The organism is Rhodococcus oryzae (assembly GCF_005049235.1).
Classification (GTDB): domain Bacteria; phylum Actinomycetota; class Actinomycetes; order Mycobacteriales; family Mycobacteriaceae; genus Rhodococcus_G; species Rhodococcus_G oryzae.
This window is the reverse complement of sequence record NZ_SUMD01000010.1, coordinates 131,204-147,288: the sequence shown is the minus strand read 5'-3', so window position 1 is coordinate 147,288 and position 16,085 is coordinate 131,204. Positions and strand designations below refer to the sequence as shown.

Sequence of the window (16,085 nt, the reverse complement as noted above, 5' to 3'; positions counted from 1 at the left end):
CGGCAGCAGATCCGGCCTGGCTCCGGAACTCCATAGTGCCACCGGCCGGGGGCGCTCTACCAGCGATCGTGCGCGCCCCACCCGGGTCGTCGGTGCGCTGTGATAAGCCTGAGCCGACCATCGGGGAGATTCGAACCTAGGGGGAGTACGTGCTGACGCTGCACCGCGCCGAACGCTCCGACACCCTGGCGGCCGCGCTCGCCGACGTGCTGAGGAGCCCGCTGGCCGACCCGTTCGCCCGCGAGGTGATCGCGGTCCCGGCGAAGGGCGTCGAGCGCTGGCTGACCCAGCGGCTGTCGGCCACCCTCGGCGCCGTGGACGGCGACGGGGTCGCGGCGAACATCGAGTTCCCGTCGCCGATCCGGCTGGTGGACGAGGCCATGGCCGCGGCGACCGGGATGACCGCGGACGAGGACCCGTGGAACCCGGCGCGACTGCTCTGGACGCTGCTCGGCGTCATCGACGACGTCCTCGACGAGCCGTGGGCGTCCGTGCTGGCGCGCCACCTCGGCAACGGCACCGACGACCACCGGCGCGGCCGCCGCTACGGCACCGCCGCGCACCTGACCGAGCTGTTCCGCAGCTACGGCGCGCAGCGACCGGCAATGCTGGTCGACTGGGCTGCCGGACGCGACACCGACGGCGCCGGCGGCCCGCTCGACGACGACCTGCACTGGCAGGCGGAGCTGTGGCGGCGGCTGCGCGGCCGCGTCGGCACCCCCAGCCCCGCCGAGCGACTGGTCGCTGCCTGTGCCCGGCTGCGCGACGAGCCCAGTCTGGTCGACCTGCCGGATCGACTCTCGGTGTTCGGGCCCACCCGGCTCACCACCGCCCAGATCGACGTGCTGTCCGCGATCGCCACGAATCGCGATGTGCACCTGTGGGTTCCGCACCCCAGCCCCGGCATGTGGGCCGCGCTGACCGGCCGCACGCCGGCGGCCACCCGCGCCGAGGACGACGGCGCGCTCGCCGTCACACACCCGCTGCTGGCCGGCCTGGCCCGCGACGTCCGCGAGCTGCAGGCCCGGCTGAGCCGCCCCGGCATCGAGCACGCGCACCACCGCGCCGCCCCGACCCCGGACACCCTGCTCGGCCGGCTGCAGGCCGACATCGCCGCCGACCGTACGCCCGATGTCGGAGCCGCCGCCGACGGCAGCGTGCAGGTGCACTCCTGCCACGGCCCGGCCCGCCAGGTGGAGGTGCTGCGCGAAACGTTGCTGCACCTGTTCCAGGACGATCCCACGCTGGAACCGCGCGACGTGCTGGTCATGTGCCCGGACGTGGAGACCTACGCGCCGCTGGTGCGGGCCGCGTTCGGCCAGGAATCGGTGGGGCACCCCGGGCACCGGCTGCGGGTGCGGCTCGCCGATCGCGCACTGCACCAGACCAATCCGGTGCTCGCCGTCGTCGCGACGCTGCTCGGGCTGGCCGACGGTCGCGTCACCGCCAGCCAGGTGCTCGACCTCGCCGCCGCCGAACCCGTCCGCCGCCGCTTCCGGTTCACCGACGACGACCTCGAGCGGCTGCGCGAGTGGACCACCGCGGCCGGGGCGCGGTGGGGGATCGGGCCGTTGCAGCGCACCGACTTCGGGCTCGGCGACTTCCCGCAGAACACCGTGCGCTCGGCGCTGGACCGCATCCTGCTCGGCGCCGCCGCGGACGGAGCGTCCGGCGAAGGCGCCAACGGGCAAGCCCAGTGGCTCGCGCTGTCGCTGCCGCTCGACGACGTCGACAGCAACGACATCGACCTCACCGGACGGCTCGCCGAGTTCGTCGACCGGCTCGACGTGTCCCTGCGCGGGCTCCGCGGCCCGCAGCCGACCGACCGGTGGTCGGCTGGCCTGGCCCGCGCGCTCGACCTGCTCGTCGACGTGCGCGAGCGCGACGCCTGGCAGCTGGGGCAGGCCCAGCGCGAGCTCGCCGCCGCCGTCGAGCACGGCGGCGACCGCGAGCTGCGGCTGGCCGACGTGCGCGCGATGCTCCGCGCCCGGCTGGCGGGCCGGCCGACCCGCGCCAACTTCCGCACCGGCGAGCTGACCGTGTGCACGATGGTGCCGATGCGCTCGGTACCGCACCGCGTGGTGGTGCTGCTCGGACTCGACGACGAGGTCTTCCCACGCGGCGCGGGCGTCGACGGCGACGACGTCCTGGCGCGGAGACCGCTGCCGGGGGAACGGGATCCGCGCAGCGAGGACCGTCAGCTGCTGCTCGACGCGGTGATGTCCGCGAGCGAGAGGCTGGTGCTGTTCTACACCGGCGCCGACCCGGTCAGCGGATCCCGGCGGCCGCCCGCGATCCCGCTCAGCGAACTGTGCGACGTCCTCGACACCATGGTGGGCCGGGAGGACGCGGCGCTGACGCGGCATCCGTTGCAGCCCTTCGACGCCCGCAACTTCCGGCCCGAGGGACCGTTCAGCTTCGACGCCGCCGCGCTGGCCGGGGCGCGGGCCGCGCAGCGCCCGCCGGAACCGGAGGCCGCGTTCCTGGCGGAGCCGCTGCCGCCGACCGCCCCGGGCGACGTCGACCTCGCCGAGCTGGTCGCGTTCCTCGTCCACCCCACCCAGGCGTTCCTGCGGCAGCGGCTCGGGCTGCGGGTGCCTGAGCTGGACGAGGACATCGCCGATGCACTGGACCTGGAGCTGGACCCGCTGGCGAAGTGGGACATCGGCGAACGCATGCTCGCGACGCTGCTCGCCGACGACCGGGACTTCGCGGAGGGCGTCGCGGACTTCAGGGCGGCCGAATGGCGCCGCGGCACCCTACCGCCGTTCGGCCTGGGGGACAGCGCTCTCGGCGAGATCGAGGCGACGGTGCGCTCCCTCGCCGCCGCCGGTCGTCAGCCCGGCGGCGCCGAGACGATCGACGTGGACGTCGATCTCGGCTCCGGTCGGCGGCTCACCGGGACCGTTGGCGGCGTGTACGGGACGGTGATCGCGCGGACCACCTTCTCGCGGCTGGCGGCCAAACACCGGCTGACGGCGTGGGCGCAGCTGCTCGCGGTGGCCGCGTCGGCTGGGCCGCGCGAGAACGCCTGGCGGGCGGTGACCACCGGCCGCGGCCAGTACCGCCGCCCCACCTGGCAGTCCACCCTCACCGCGACCGAGGACGCGCTGGCCCAGCTGGTGCGCCTCGTCGAGCTGCGCGACCGGGGCCTGCAGGCCCCGCCGCCGATGGCGACCGGCGCGTCGGCGGCGTACGCGGAACGCCGCTCCGGCGGCGCCTCGGTGGAGATGGCGATGGAGGCCGCGGGCAAGGAGTGGGGAGGCACCTTCGGCGACGCCGCCGACCGGCACCTCGGCTACGTATACGGCGCGGCGCCCGCGCTGTCCGTGCTCGCCGCGGCGCCGGATCCGTTGGAGGGCAGCGTCTTCGGCGCGGTGGCCCGCGAGCTGTGGGACCCGCTGCTGGCGGCCGAGACCTTGGGAGAACCGTGAACGGGCGCACCGCCTTCGACCTGCTCGGCCTGCTGCCGAAGGGCACCACCGTTCTCGAGGCGAGCGCGGGCACCGGCAAGACCTACGCCATCGTCGGCCTGGCCGCGCGCTTCGTCGCCGAGTCCGGGGTGGACCCGGCGAGCCTGCTGCTGGTCACGTTCAGCCGCGCTGCGACGAAGGAGCTGCGCGAGCGCACCCGGGAGCGCTTCGCCTCCGCGGCGGCCGGGCTCGCGGACCCGTCGAGCAGCTGGGACCCGCTCGTCGCGCACCTCGCCGACGCCGACCCCGACACCGTGGCGCTGCGCAGGCGCCGACTGCTGCAGGCCCTGTCAGACTTCGACGCCGCCACCATCGCCACCACCCACAGCTTCTGCCAGAGGATGCTCGACGGGCTCGGCATCGCCGGGGAACGCGACCCCGACGCGGTGCTGGTCGAGGAGGCCACCGACCTCAACGCCGAGGTGATCGGCGACCTGTACCTGAGCACCTTCGGCCGCGGCGGGTCGCCCTCGCTGACCCCGGGCGAGGCGCGAAAGGCGGCGCGGGCGGCCATCTTCGACCCGCAGGCGCACCTTGCCCCGGATGACGCGGACGGGACGCCTGCCGCGGGCGCGGCCGCGTTCGCCGCCGCCGTGCGGGCCGAGGCGCACCGCCGCAAGCGCGCGGTCGGTGTCCGCGACTTCGATGACCTGCCCGCCCTGCTGCACGGCGTGCTCGCCGACCCCGTGCACGGCCCGGCCGCCTGCCGCCGGGTCCGCGACCGCTACTCGGTGGTGCTGGTCGACGAGTTCCAGGACACCGACCCGCTGCAGTGGGGGATCCTGCGCAGCGCCTTCCACGGGCAGTCGACGCTGATCCTGGTCGGCGACCCGAAGCAGGCCATCTACGCGTTCCGCGGCGCGGAGGTGCTGGCCTACCTGGACGCGGTCGGCGCCGCCGACAGCCACCAGGAGCTCACCACCAACTGGCGCAGCGACGCCCCGCTGCTGGACGCGCTCGCACACCTGCATGGCGGCGCCGCGCTCGGCCACCCGCAGATCGTGGTGCATCCCGTCGACGCCGCCAAGCAGGGGTCGCGGATCGGCGGGGCGGTGCCGCTGCGGCTGCGGCACCTGCCGCGCGCGGGTGCGGGACCGTTGGGCAAGACCGGCTTTCCCGCCGTCGGGCCGCTTCGCGGGCGGGTCGCGGCGGACCTGGCCGCGGACATCGTGCGGCTCCTCGGCGGCGGCCAGACGGTGGACCGGGGCCCCGGCCCGCGGCCCGTCGAGCCCGGCGACATCGCGGTGTTGGTGCGCACCAATGCGCAGGTTGCCCTGGTGCACGACGCGCTGGACCGGGCCGGGGTGCCCGCGGTCACCGTCGGCGGGCTGAGCGTGTTCCTCACCCCCGCCGCCCGCGACTGGCTGTGGCTGCTGCAGGCGATCGAGCAGCCACACCGCTCGGACCGGGTGCGGCTGGCGGCGCTCACCCCGCTGCTCGGGCGCACCGCCGCCGAGCTCGACGGCGCAGGCGACGACGCGGTCGCGCAGATCGGCGGGCGGCTGCGGGACCTGTCGGCGGTGTTCGCGCAGTCCGGGTTCGCGGCGCTGTTCGAGCGGCTCGCCGCGTGGAGTGGGCTCGAGGCCCGGATGCTGTCGCGGGCCGCGGGGGAGCGGCGCCTGACCGACCTGCGGCACGTCGCGCAGCTGCTCAACGAGGCCGCCGTCGCCGAATCACTCGGGCTCACCGCGCTCACCCGCTGGCTCACCGACCGGATGCGCGACCCCGCGATCGGCGGCATCGACCGCAGTCGCCGCCTCGACAGCGACGCCGCGGCCGTGCAGATCGCCACCGTGCACGCCACCAAGGGGCTCGAGTACCCGCTGGTGTATCTGCCGTACGCGTGGGATGCGGCGAAGAACCCGAAGCCCGACAAGCTGCTGCTGCACGACGCCGACGGCCGCCGCATCCTCGACGTCGGCGGGCCCGAGGGCCCCGGCTACAACGAGCGCAAGAAGCGGCACGACGAGGAGGAGGCCGGGGAGGAGCTGCGCCTGCTGTACGTCGCGCTGACCCGGGCCATGTGCCAGCTGGTGCTGTGGTGGGCGCCGGCGTACTCGACGAAGGCGGCGCCGCTGCACCGGATGCTGCTGGCCCGGCGGCACGGCGAGTTGGCGGTGCCGGCCCAGGAGCGAGTGCCGGCCGATCCGGATGTGGCGCAGCGGCTCTCGGCGTGGGCGGGCGACTCCGAGCTGGTGCGGGTGGAGGCCGTCGGCGCCGACCCGATTGTGGTGCCGGAGTGGACGCCGCCGCAGGAGGAGGTGGGGGAGCTGGCCGCGGCGCGGTTCGACCGCGACCTCGACGCCGCGTGGCGGCGCACCTCCTACTCGGCGCTGACCGCGCACGCGCACGACGCCCCGCCCAGTGTCGGCAGCGAGGCGGAGGAACCCGAGCTCGACGACGAGCCAGACGAGCCGCCGCTGGTCTCGCCCACCGAGGCGGTGGGCCTGCCGTCGCCGATGAACGGGCTGCCCGCCGGGGCCGCGTTCGGCACCTTGGTGCACGCGGTCCTCGAGGAGATCGACACAGCGGCCGCGGACCTAGAGGCCGAGCTGGTGTGCTGCTGCCGCGAGACAGTGGCCGCCGGGTACTCGGGCGTGGACCCGGACGCGCTGGCGGCGGCGCTGGTGCCGGTGCTGCACACGCCCCTGGGCGGCGGTCACACGCTCGCGTCGATCCCGCCGTCGGACCGGTTGCCGGAGCTGGACTTCGAGCTGCCGCTCGCCGGCGGCGAGGACGCCGGCGCGGAGGTGACCCTCGCCGGGGTCGCGCCCCTGCTGCGCAGGCACCTGTCCGCCGACGACCCGCTCGCCGGCTACGCCGCGCTGTTCGAGACCCTCGGCGCGGCCCCGCTGCGCGGCTACCTCACCGGCAGCATCGACGCGGTGCTGCGGCTGCCAGGACCCCGCTTTGTGGTGGTGGACTACAAGACCAACCGGCTGGCGCCGGGCGACCTCACTACCGCCGACTTCACCACCGAGTCGATGGCCGCGGAGATGATGCGCGCCCATTACCCGCTGCAGGCGCTGCTGTATGCGGTTGCGCTGCACCGCTACCTGCGCTGGCGGTTGCCCGGCTACGACCCGGCCACCCACCTGGGCGGGGTGCAGTACCTGTTCGTGCGGGGCATGGCGGGCCCGGACAGCCCGGCGGGCGCGGGCGTCTTCGACTGGAATCCGCCCGCCGCGCTGGTGACCGAGCTGTCGGACCTGCTGGCCGGAATCGAGGGGGCGCCGTGACCGAGGTGCAGGTGGCGCAGCGCGGCAAGGGTTCGCTGCGGGTGTTCAACGAGGCCGGGGTGCTCGCCGCCGCGGACGTGCACGTCGCGCTGCGCCTCGGCGCGCTCGGCGGGGAGGACGCCGAGGCGGCGCTTCTCGCGACGGCGCTGGCGGTGCGCGCGGTGCGCTCCGGCTCGGTGTGCCTGGACCTGGGCCGGATCCGGGAGGTCACCGTCGACGTGCCCGCGGACGGGGAGCCGGTGGACCTGGAGGCGCTGCCCTGGCCCGAGGACGCGGACGTGCTGGCCGCGCTGCGGCGCAGCCCACTGGTGATCGGCGGCGACAAGGGGCCGCTGCGCCCGCTGCGCCTCGTCGACACCGACGACGGCGGACTGCTGTACCTGGAGAAGTACTTTCGGCAGGAGCAGACCATCCGCCGGGTGCTCGACGAGCGCGCCCTCGGCCATCCCGCGGTGGACGAGGACCGGCTGCGTGCCGGGCTGTCGGAGCTGTTCGGCGGGTCGGCGGCCCCGGACCGGCAGCGCATCGCCGCGGCGGTGGCCGCCACACATAGGACGGCGGTGATCGTCGGCGGCCCCGGCACCGGCAAGACGCACACGGTGGCGCGGGTGCTGGCGCTGCTGGCCGCCGAGCACGGCCCCGGGTTGCGGATCGGGCTGGCCGCGCCGACCGGCAAGGCGGCCGCCCGGCTGCAGGAGGCGGTGCGCGAGCAAGCCGAGGAGGTAAAGCTGCCCGCCGGGCTGGCGGCGATGACGCTGCACCGGATGCTCGGCTGGCAGCGGGTGGGCGCGAGCCGGTACCGCTACAACGCCGGCAACCATCTGCCCTACGACGTGGTGGTGGTCGACGAGACGTCGATGGTGTCGCTGACGATGATGTGCCGGCTGCTCGAGGCCCTGCGCCCCGATACCCGGCTGGTGCTGGTGGGGGACCCGGACCAGCTGACCTCGGTGGACGCGGGCGCGGTGCTGGCGGACCTGGTGGCGCGGCCGGTGACCGGGACGGAGAACCCGGTGCTGGCACGGGTGGTCGACCCGGACCTGGACGCGGCCGACGATCCGGACGAGGCCGCGCTCGGCGCGGGGGAGCGGGACCGGTTGCGCGGCGGCGTGGTTCGGCTCAGCCGTGGTCGCCGGTTCGGCGGCGAGATCGGCCGGCTGGCGGTCGCGGTGCGCGACGGCGACGAGGACGCGGTGATGGCGATCCTGCGGTCCGGGGCGGACGAGGTGTCCTTCGTGGCGCCGGACGATCTGGCCGCGCTGCGCTCGGACGTGGTCACGACGTCGGCGGCGGTGACCGAGGCGGCCGTGGCCGGTGACGTGGCGGCGGCGCTGCGGGCGTCGGAGGCGCACCGGCTGCTGTGCGCGCACCGCGAGGGCCCGTTCGGCGCGGCGTGGTGGGCGCGATCGTCGATGGAGTGGATCGGCGCGGCGACCGGTACCCGGCTGGACCCGGACCGCTGGTACGCCGGGCAGCCGCTGCTGGTGACCGCGAACGATCACGAGGTGCGGATCTACAACGGCGACACCGGCGTGGTGGTGGACCGCGGCGACGGCGAGCTGGTGGCCGCGTTCGCCCGCGGCGAGGACCCGCTGCTGCTGCACCCGAGCCGGCTGTCCGCCGTGCAGACGGTGTACGCGATGACGATCCACCGCAGCCAGGGCAGCCAGTACGACACGGTGTCCGTGGTGCTGCCCGGCGAGGAGTCGTCGCTGCTGACGCGGGAGCTGTTGTACACGGCCATCACCCGGGCGCGCGGGCACGTGCGGATCGTCGGGGACGAGGCGTCGGTGCGGGCCGGGGTGCGGCGGCGGGTGCTGCGGGCGAGCGGGTTGCGGCGGGGGTAGTTCAGGGGGCCGGCTCAGCGGGGGTCGTCGAACAGGGTGAGCTCGGTCGGGTCCTCGAACAGCTCCATCTGCCGCGGCGGTTCCACCGGGGGTGCGGGGGCCAGCCCGGGCCGGGAGAAGCTGACGACCCGCAGGGCGCCGCTCAGCGCGGCCAGGGTGTCGGACCAGGCCGCGGCCTCGCCCTCACACAGCGCGATCTCGTCCGGATCCGCCTCGGCGCGAGCCTTTTCCAGCGAGCCACGCCACTCCGCCGCGCGCTCCGCGCTGATCCGCATGAACTCGAGGATGGTGCTGCGGTCGCGCTCGCAGACGTCGGCCGCCATCTCGGCGTCGAGGTCGCCCTCGCCGAAGAGCACCAGCTGCATCACCGCCATCAGCGACGGCGGCACGTCCGGCACGCATTCGTGGTCCGCGGCGGGCGACGGGGTGGTGCGATAGCCGACGGCGTCGAAGCGACCCGCGAACGCTCGGTCCACGGTGGCGAGGAAGGCGGTGATCCGGTCGAGCAGGTCGGTCAGATGTCGTGGCACGAAGGGAAACCCGGGCACCTCGATCACCGCGTTGAGGCGATCCTCGCGGAGGACGAACCGCAGGTGCGACCAGCGCGCGGTGAGGTCGGCGACCGTCTCGGCGGCCCGGGTCCGGCCCCCGATCCGGTAGAGCAGCGGCACCCACAGCCGGACGACGGGTTCGGTGGCGTGTGGGATCACGAACACCGCGTGCCCCTCGATGGTCAGGACGAAGTCGCCGTCGCTGTCGACCTGAGGCTGGTCGCCGAGAAGATCGGTGAGGGCGGCCTCGACGAGATCGCGCAGGTGGTCCGGGTCGCGCGGGGCGACGGCCAGCATCGGGTCGACGTCCGAGGCAAGCCAGTCCCGCACCGTGGGTCCGGTGAGGTTGCCGGCACGGCTGCCGATGGCCTCGGCCCGCAGGAAGCTCGGGTGCGGCACGCTCCACACGTCGCGGAAGGCCGCCACGGCCATCGACGCCAGTTGGTCGGACCAGCGGACGGTGCGGTCGAGGAAGTGGGCGGGCGACCCGTCCCCGGGATCGGCGTCGGGCGCACAGGTGGGGTGCTGCCAGCCCAGCTCGATCAGCAGGGCTTCGTCGGCGGGGGACAGCGCGAAGCGAGGGTCGAGGAAGGCGTTGGAGGGCACCTCGCAGCGCACCAGGTCCTCGGCCCAGGCCAGGAACTGCACACACGGGAGGTAGCCGCCGACGCCCGGTTCCTCCGCGAGCTCGACCACCAGGATGTCCTCGCCGCGCATCGTGCCGATGTGGTCGGCGAGGGTGCCGCGAAACTCACGCCACGCCAGTTCGACGGCCTGGTCGAACTTTTCGAGGTCCGGCAACGGTGTGGTCCCATCTGCAGCGCGCTCCGGCCGCACTTCCGACCGTCGGCATGCAGGGTAACGCGAGGGACCGACTTTGTGGCCGAGGACGCGATGAAGCAGGCGCCCGGCGATGTCGCCGAGCGCCTGCTCCTTAGAACCGGGGTTCGGTTCGACTACGTGGTGGCCGCGGTGATGCCGAGGTCGCCCTCGACGTGCTCGCCGGCGTCGCCGCACGCGCAGTCGCCGCCGCAGCCCCCGCCATCGCAGTCACCGGCGTAGCTGTCGTCGTCGGCGTCGCAGTCCAGGGTGCCGCCGAACTGGGCGGCGAAGTCGTCGTCGAGGTCGTGGGTGAGGTCGTGGATCTCGTCGATCAGGTTGAGCAGGTGCTGCGGCGCGAACGGGTCCGCGTCGACGAGCGTCGAGACCAGCAGGTGCTCCTCGCTGAGCGCGAAGCGCAGCCGCGGCCACTCCTCCGACAGCGCGACCAGCTGGGTGGTGGCCTGCGCGCGATCGGTGATGCCGGTGACGATCGACGACCACACGTGCAGCTGCGGTCCGTCGTCCGCGACCGTCACGTACACCGCGAAGCCGTGCACGGGGATCGCGATGTCGCCGTCCTCGTCGGTGTCCGGCTCGGAACCCAGCAGCTCGGCCAGGGTGCGCACACACAGGGCGTGCAGCTGGTCGTGCTGCTCGGTGACCACGGCGAGTGCGCCGTCGATCCGCAGCGGCTGGTCGTCGGTGGTGTCGTGGTCGCTCATGGTTCCTCTGTCCTGCGTGGGGAGTGTGCGAGTCCACGGTAGCGCGGGGGGAGTAGCCGGGGGTTGGCGGGCGGTTGGCCCGGGGCAACCGCCCCAACCGGCTCTTCCGGATTCATAGTGCGTTGATCCGTTCCTGAAGCTGGCCGGATTGGATCAGTGACCGCAAGATGTTTGTGGTCACGGTTGCGGTGCCGACGGCGATGCCTCATTCATGTGTTCGGGCACGCCGTTGATCGCTTCGACTGGACCGCCAAGATGGGCGGTGTCCGCGGCCGCCAGCCCCCTCGGGCTGGCCGGTATGCCGTCAATGCGTTGGCTATGTCCTTGACCCGTGCGATCGTCGTCCAGCGACCCTGCCACCTCGACCAGGTCCGCCCCCTAGGGGCGGACGAGCACTACTGGAAAAACTGCCGCGGGCAAGACGATCCGGACATCTTGGCCGTGATCGTTGACCTGACCGGGCGATTGACGGCGCCGGGCACCTGCCCGCCTGCTGGACATGGTGCCGGGCCGCTCTGCGGCCGCCCTGACCAGCTGGCTCCAGCTCTCGATCGCCAGCCGCTGGAGGATCCAGCGGGCGCACCGCCGGGACGCCGTTGCTCGGGGCTGGACCCGGTCGAGCGCTTACGGAAGATCGTCGCTTCGCAGGCCTCGCTGCTGCAGGTGAACCGCGGAAGGCGCACCCGCAGCCGGGTCAGGTGACCTACCACCGGTAGGTCCGAAAGGATCCGGTCAACGTGATCACGTAGTTGCCCCGACTGACCGCAAACCGGGCAGGCGGGGATCGTATTCGATGGCCGGCACTCGATTAGGGCGAGGTTCTCGGCGATCGCGGCGCGCGATGATGGTCAGCCCGAGCTAGGCGGTTCGCCAGATGGTGTCGGTGACAAGGCCGGCGGGTCAGTCATTGGTCCTATGGCGTATTCGGATGCGGTGTAGGAACTTCCATCCTCATACCTCAAGACCACTCTACGTCTTGTGCTAACCACGTCAGCGCCGAACGGCTTCATTGACTCACTACCGGAGCGCCATCAACCTTGCCCGATTCGCCATACGACCTTGCCGGGGCCGGGGATACCACACGACCATTGATCCAGTGAGATCAACCACTGTGCCCGTCGCCTATGATCCGTCCGAATCAACTGACGACGGAGAGGCAAGGTAGATCGGGTGGCCTTCTTGGAAGACTGGGACCTGAGTTACGACGAGATCAACGAACTGCTGACTGCCAACCCAAGTCTGCGATCATTCGTCATGGGGTATGCGGCCGAGATTAAATGCCGAAACATGTACTTCACCGACCATCCGGACCTCGCCGGCATCTATAAGCCGGACGATCATGATCGCACCGAGAAGGGCGACTGGATTATTACCTACAAGGGCAATCGCATCGGTGTCGAGGTTAAGAGTATCCAGTCCAACAGCATGCAGCCTCGGAAGCGTGGTGGACTGATCAAGCCGAATTACCAGTGTGACGCGTCGGACGCTCGAACAGTCCATTTCAGTGATGGTTCGTCTGTCCACACCACTGCACTGCTCGTCGGAGAATTCGATATCGTGGCGGTCAATACCCATGCATTTCGGGGAGAATGGGACTTCGCTTTTGTCAAGAACAGCGACCTTGTCACAATGGAAGGTGCGACACGCGGCTCAGCGAGAGACTACACACCGCTTCAGCAGAAAAACCTGATCAAGACACTCCAGCCAATCGATCTCAACCCCAAGGCGCCCTACTCGCGCGACCCCTTCAAACTGTTCGACGAGATCATCGAGGAACGGCGGCGAGGAGATCAACCTATGATGGCGGGAGTCATCAAGGAGGAAGCATGACAGATGATCAAGGCGTTCTCAAACGAATCCGCTACCTCGGATTGGCAATCGAGAGAGGGACTGATTCTGTACCAGATGATGGACGGTACTACATCACTCACGATTGCAAGGTCGTTCAGTCCTGCGGGTCGCTGACCATTGCCGAAGCGTACCTTGAGATCGAGGCGCAGCGAGTTCAGGAAGAGCGCCCTGAGCTGCAGAATCCGCGTGACCTCATTCGTAAGGAAAGGTCATTCAATGACATCCTCGCAGTGAGGGGGCAGTCGAGAGCCGCCGCGCGAGAGAAACAGAGTAAGCGCGGAGGTAAGGGCGGTCGAGGCGGCGTCTAGAAGAGTGTCCCCATTGCGTCGGCGACGACGCCACCGCTCAAGAGTGCATCGTCAGGCCAAGGCTGAGGGTTATCGATACCCAATGCCCTTGCTTCATTCGCCGTCGGTCGGATGCGCTTAGGGAACTCCGGGTTTCTCTTGACAAAAACAAGGAAGTAGCTGTGGTTCTTTCGTGCGTGTTCCTGCTTGAGCATCCGAGCGACGACTGGCTTATTTGGGCGCGTCACGACGAAGAGGTCTTTGCAATAGAAGTCCTCGGCCCACTCGTTAATAAGCTCGATATGTGTGAGCCTTTGACGATTGGCTGAAACCTCGTCCTGGCATTTGACAATAAAGATGCCATAATTCCGAAGGACGCGCTTCGCCTCCCATCCTGCTTTAAAGTAAAGATCAAGGACGGCGTCATGCCACTTGGGAGCATCCTTGACCTCAGCAGTCGCTTGGCTGTTGCTATAGCGCTCGCGGAACGCCGAATGTGTGCCAGATCCCGCCATGTGACCCGTGTCCTTGCGGAACAAGCCCTCCATGTACGGCGGGTCCAATACGAGGGCGTCGATTGTGCCATCCTCGTACGGGAGATCGCGGCAGTCGATGCCCATCTGAAGGTCAGACGGCTTTACCTCATACAGGCCGTCCGGTACTCCCGTCCAGAATGCACCCTTCCCCCATGTGACGTCTGCGACCGTCGATCCCACCGGAACGAACATCTTCAAGATGTCACGGAACACCGGTGCGTTGTTACCTACGTACGAACTCAACACCGCGCTTGTCGAAGACGCGCCATCTGGGCTCTTCCTACGCGTCTTCGCTGGTTGAGCGCTTGCTTCAGTTGCCTCCGACATGCACGAGAGCTTACAGGTCACCACCGACACGCTATCCAAAGCGGCTCTTCGGGTGGAGAGATCTCTGAGCTTCATGGTCGTTGAGCACAGACCAGTGACCTGCACCTTCAGTATCTCTGGGAAACCTCTGGGGCGGTGGAGCGGGCATGGGAAATGTGCCTATGAACCATCGCGGGTTCTGATGACGCTTCCCCTATTGGGAAATGCAGATCACGCCCAAGCGTTACCCACCAGAGCTACGGAGCGAGCGCTGAATTCTCGACCACCTCGGCAAGTGCCACTCCCTCCTCGTGGTCGGCCGGCCATAGGCCCGAGTTCCGTATCCGCGCCGAGTCTGTGCTGAACTGGACCAAGTATGCGCAGATCGATGACTCGGCCAGCACGCATCTGGAGTGACGACAACAGGCCAGCAGTGGAACAAGGAACTCGAAGGGAGAACTGTGTACTTAAGGGAAGCCGGCGAGAACTTGCAATCTGCGTATCTTCTTCGTTAGGGAACCCGACCCTCGCGGGAATCGTCGACTATCTCGCGCAGCGCATTCCTCGTCTGTTCGTCGGTCGAGTAGACGACGGTGCCGACCATTCCGCGGGTGAGTAACACCTTGTAGACGTTTCGGACCAGCTTGTCGAAGCGTGCATCGGGAATCCTGTTGTGGTTCTTGAAGTCCGGATCCCGATTCGCCGCTCGAATCGTCGTGAATCGGCCCTCCCTCCACACCAGGTCGGGGCCCAGGATGACGCCATTCCAGTCGTACTCGAATCCCTGTGCCGTGTACACACAGCCGACCTGGTGGAAGCCGCCGTCCTCAGTTGCCCACAGCGGCGCCGGCGGAGCGTCACCGATTCTCCTGTCACTCTTGCTGTTCCACGGCCGAGCCCAGTCGCCAACGGTGACGTCGGGGACGAGGCTGCCGTCCTTGCGGGCATCGCTCCATGGCCAGCAATATCCGGCGGTCATGCGGGCAGAGTAGCCGCGGTCGATCTGCTGCGAGAGACCTCGTGTGGACTGTCGGCGACCAGGACTTGGAACTGCGGATCACCCTTCCATTGGTACGGCGCGCCTTCGACCAGACCGAGGAGCCGTTTGACCCACAGCAGGTACTCTTCGCTGCCGCCGCACCGGAACTGCTCGCCCAGGTGTACGTGCTGCGTCTCGAGGCCAAGCGAGCGCGCGTGCTGTTGAATCTGTTCGAGTGAACCCATTTCCCCTGGCCGCACCACCTGGTGCTCGTCGAGCAGGAAAACCGGGACTCGGGCCGCGGCGATCAGCTCGTCGATCTGTGGCCGGTCGGTGCGCAACTCCGCCTTGGTGTACCGGTCGACGGAAGTCTCGCGGATCCGGTGGGCCTCGTCGAGGATGAGGACGTCGAGTCCATTGCGTTCGGCGGTCATGAATTGGTTGAAGTACTTGAACATCTTCTGTACCCGCGGAGCCCGGTGCCCCGCGACCTTGCGCAGTGTCTGGGTGAACGAGCGAGAACCTGTCGCGTGCAGCACGGTTCGGCCGCGTCGGGCGAGCTCGCCGACAAGCGACAACGCGATGACGCTCTTGCCGCTGCCCGGACCGCCAGTGACGATGATGATGCGTTTGCCGTCTGCGGAGCGGGCGTGCTCGACCGCGTGCAGCACCAGGTCGACTGCCAGTTGCTGATCGCCGAGCAGGTGGAACTGCGGTCGGTCCTGCACCTCCGCCGCCGCGACCTTGAGCAACTGTTGCGATGGCGCCACGGCCGACCGCATCAGGGTGTCACCGGGCGAATGGCCCCCGGATCCCGCAGTCAGGCGCGAGCGGAGAAATCCGATCATGTCGGCGCGATCGGCGGCGGTGAACAGTCGACCGGTGACGCCGGTGGGGAAGGAACGCAGGTCGGCGACCGTGGCCGGGTCGGTTGCGTTGTGCAGGTACGCCATTCCGGCCAACGCATCCGGTTGATCGGCGATGGCCTTGGCGAAATCGGCTAGGTAGTCGCAGTACCCCTTCACCTGTGCGACCGGATGCAGCTTCGGGCCGCCCGGCATGCCCGGCACCTCGACCAGGTCCGGATTGTCCTCGTATCGGTACGCCGACGACCACTGCTTCAGCTCGACGACCACGTAGGACGGAGCACCGGTATCGGGGTGCGTTCCGGCGAGGACAACGTCGGCGCGTTGCGAGGTGAGCGGCAGGTGGTATTCGACCAGCATCTCGACGTCGCCGAGTCCTGCCTCGGAGAGGTCGCGGGCCAGCACGGGCAGGCTTCGACTCCACGACTTCTGTTCTGCAGTACTTGCGCGCCGGCCCGTGCTGAATAGCATCTGCTCCAGCAGTTGCTCAGCCAACGAATCGGGATGAGCGATGCCGGCGATGCGGTTCGCCGACGTACGAAGCAAGGTCACAGTGAGGTCCCCCGGGCAGCACGAATCGAGTCGTGCGGGTGGGGGCATGTCCGT

The 16,085-nt window shown here is 70.1% G+C and carries 9 protein-coding genes and 1 pseudogene; 5 read left to right on the top strand and 5 right to left on the bottom strand.

The window, feature by feature from the left end; all coding sequences use genetic code 11:
• Positions 1-149: 149 nt before the first annotated feature.
• From recC to recD, 3 genes are read left to right on the top strand one after another with little or no spacing between them, the layout of a single operon-like run.
• Entirely contained in the window at positions 150-3,434 is a 3,285-nt protein-coding gene (gene recC / locus FCG67_RS19730; protein WP_136911384.1) for an exodeoxyribonuclease V subunit gamma, read from the top strand.
• Positions 3,392-6,712 (top strand): UvrD-helicase domain-containing protein, encoded by a 3,321-nt coding sequence (locus FCG67_RS19725; protein WP_136911383.1) that lies wholly within the window; start codon positions 3,392-3,394, stop codon positions 6,710-6,712. Before recC ends, FCG67_RS19725 begins: the two co-directional genes overlap by 43 nt.
• Complete coding sequence (recD, locus tag FCG67_RS19720) at positions 6,709-8,559, top strand: exodeoxyribonuclease V subunit alpha (RefSeq protein ID WP_136911382.1); 1,851 nt, start codon at positions 6,709-6,711, stop codon at positions 8,557-8,559. Before FCG67_RS19725 ends, recD begins: the two co-directional genes overlap by 4 nt.
• 14 nt (positions 8,560-8,573) lie before the next feature.
• Here the strand turns inward: recD and FCG67_RS19715 are convergent, their stop codons facing one another.
• The 3 genes from FCG67_RS19715 to FCG67_RS25710 all read right to left on the bottom strand — a co-directional run bounded on the left by FCG67_RS19715 (position 8,574) and on the right by FCG67_RS25710 (position 11,439).
• Positions 8,574-9,911, bottom strand: coding sequence for a T3SS (YopN, CesT) and YbjN peptide-binding chaperone 1 (locus FCG67_RS19715; protein WP_136911381.1), 1,338 nt, complete (start codon positions 9,909-9,911; stop codon positions 8,574-8,576).
• Between the two features lie 155 nt (positions 9,912-10,066).
• Positions 10,067-10,654 (bottom strand): T3SS (YopN, CesT) and YbjN peptide-binding chaperone 1, encoded by a 588-nt coding sequence (locus FCG67_RS19710; protein WP_136911380.1) that lies wholly within the window; start codon positions 10,652-10,654, stop codon positions 10,067-10,069.
• Positions 10,655-11,049: 395 nt separating this feature from the next.
• Positions 11,050-11,439 carry a transposase family protein gene (locus FCG67_RS25710; protein WP_425467865.1) on the bottom strand — a complete coding sequence of 130 codons (390 nt, stop codon included), beginning with the start codon at positions 11,437-11,439 and terminating at the stop codon, positions 11,050-11,052.
• Positions 11,440-11,824: 385 nt separating this feature from the next.
• Here FCG67_RS25710 and FCG67_RS19700 point away from each other — a divergent pair, with 385 nt between their 5' ends.
• Together FCG67_RS19700 and FCG67_RS19695 are read left to right on the top strand one after the other, a co-directional pair.
• Positions 11,825-12,484, top strand: coding sequence for a restriction endonuclease (locus tag FCG67_RS19700; RefSeq protein WP_136911379.1), 660 nt, complete (start codon positions 11,825-11,827; stop codon positions 12,482-12,484).
• Positions 12,481-12,813 (top strand): hypothetical protein, encoded by a 333-nt coding sequence (locus FCG67_RS19695; RefSeq protein WP_136911378.1) that lies wholly within the window; start codon positions 12,481-12,483, stop codon positions 12,811-12,813. Before FCG67_RS19700 ends, FCG67_RS19695 begins: the two co-directional genes overlap by 4 nt.
• Here the strand turns inward: FCG67_RS19695 and FCG67_RS19690 are convergent.
• Both FCG67_RS19690 and FCG67_RS19685 read right to left on the bottom strand, forming a co-directional pair.
• Entirely contained in the window at positions 12,810-13,655 is an 846-nt protein-coding gene (locus FCG67_RS19690; protein WP_136911377.1) for a DNA methyltransferase, read from the bottom strand. The two genes, FCG67_RS19695 and FCG67_RS19690, sit on opposite strands and share 4 nt — an antisense overlap.
• Before the next feature lie 490 nt (positions 13,656-14,145).
• A pseudogene (locus FCG67_RS19685) lies at positions 14,146-16,031 on the bottom strand (DNA/RNA helicase domain-containing protein).
• Positions 16,032-16,085: the final 54 nt, after the last annotated feature.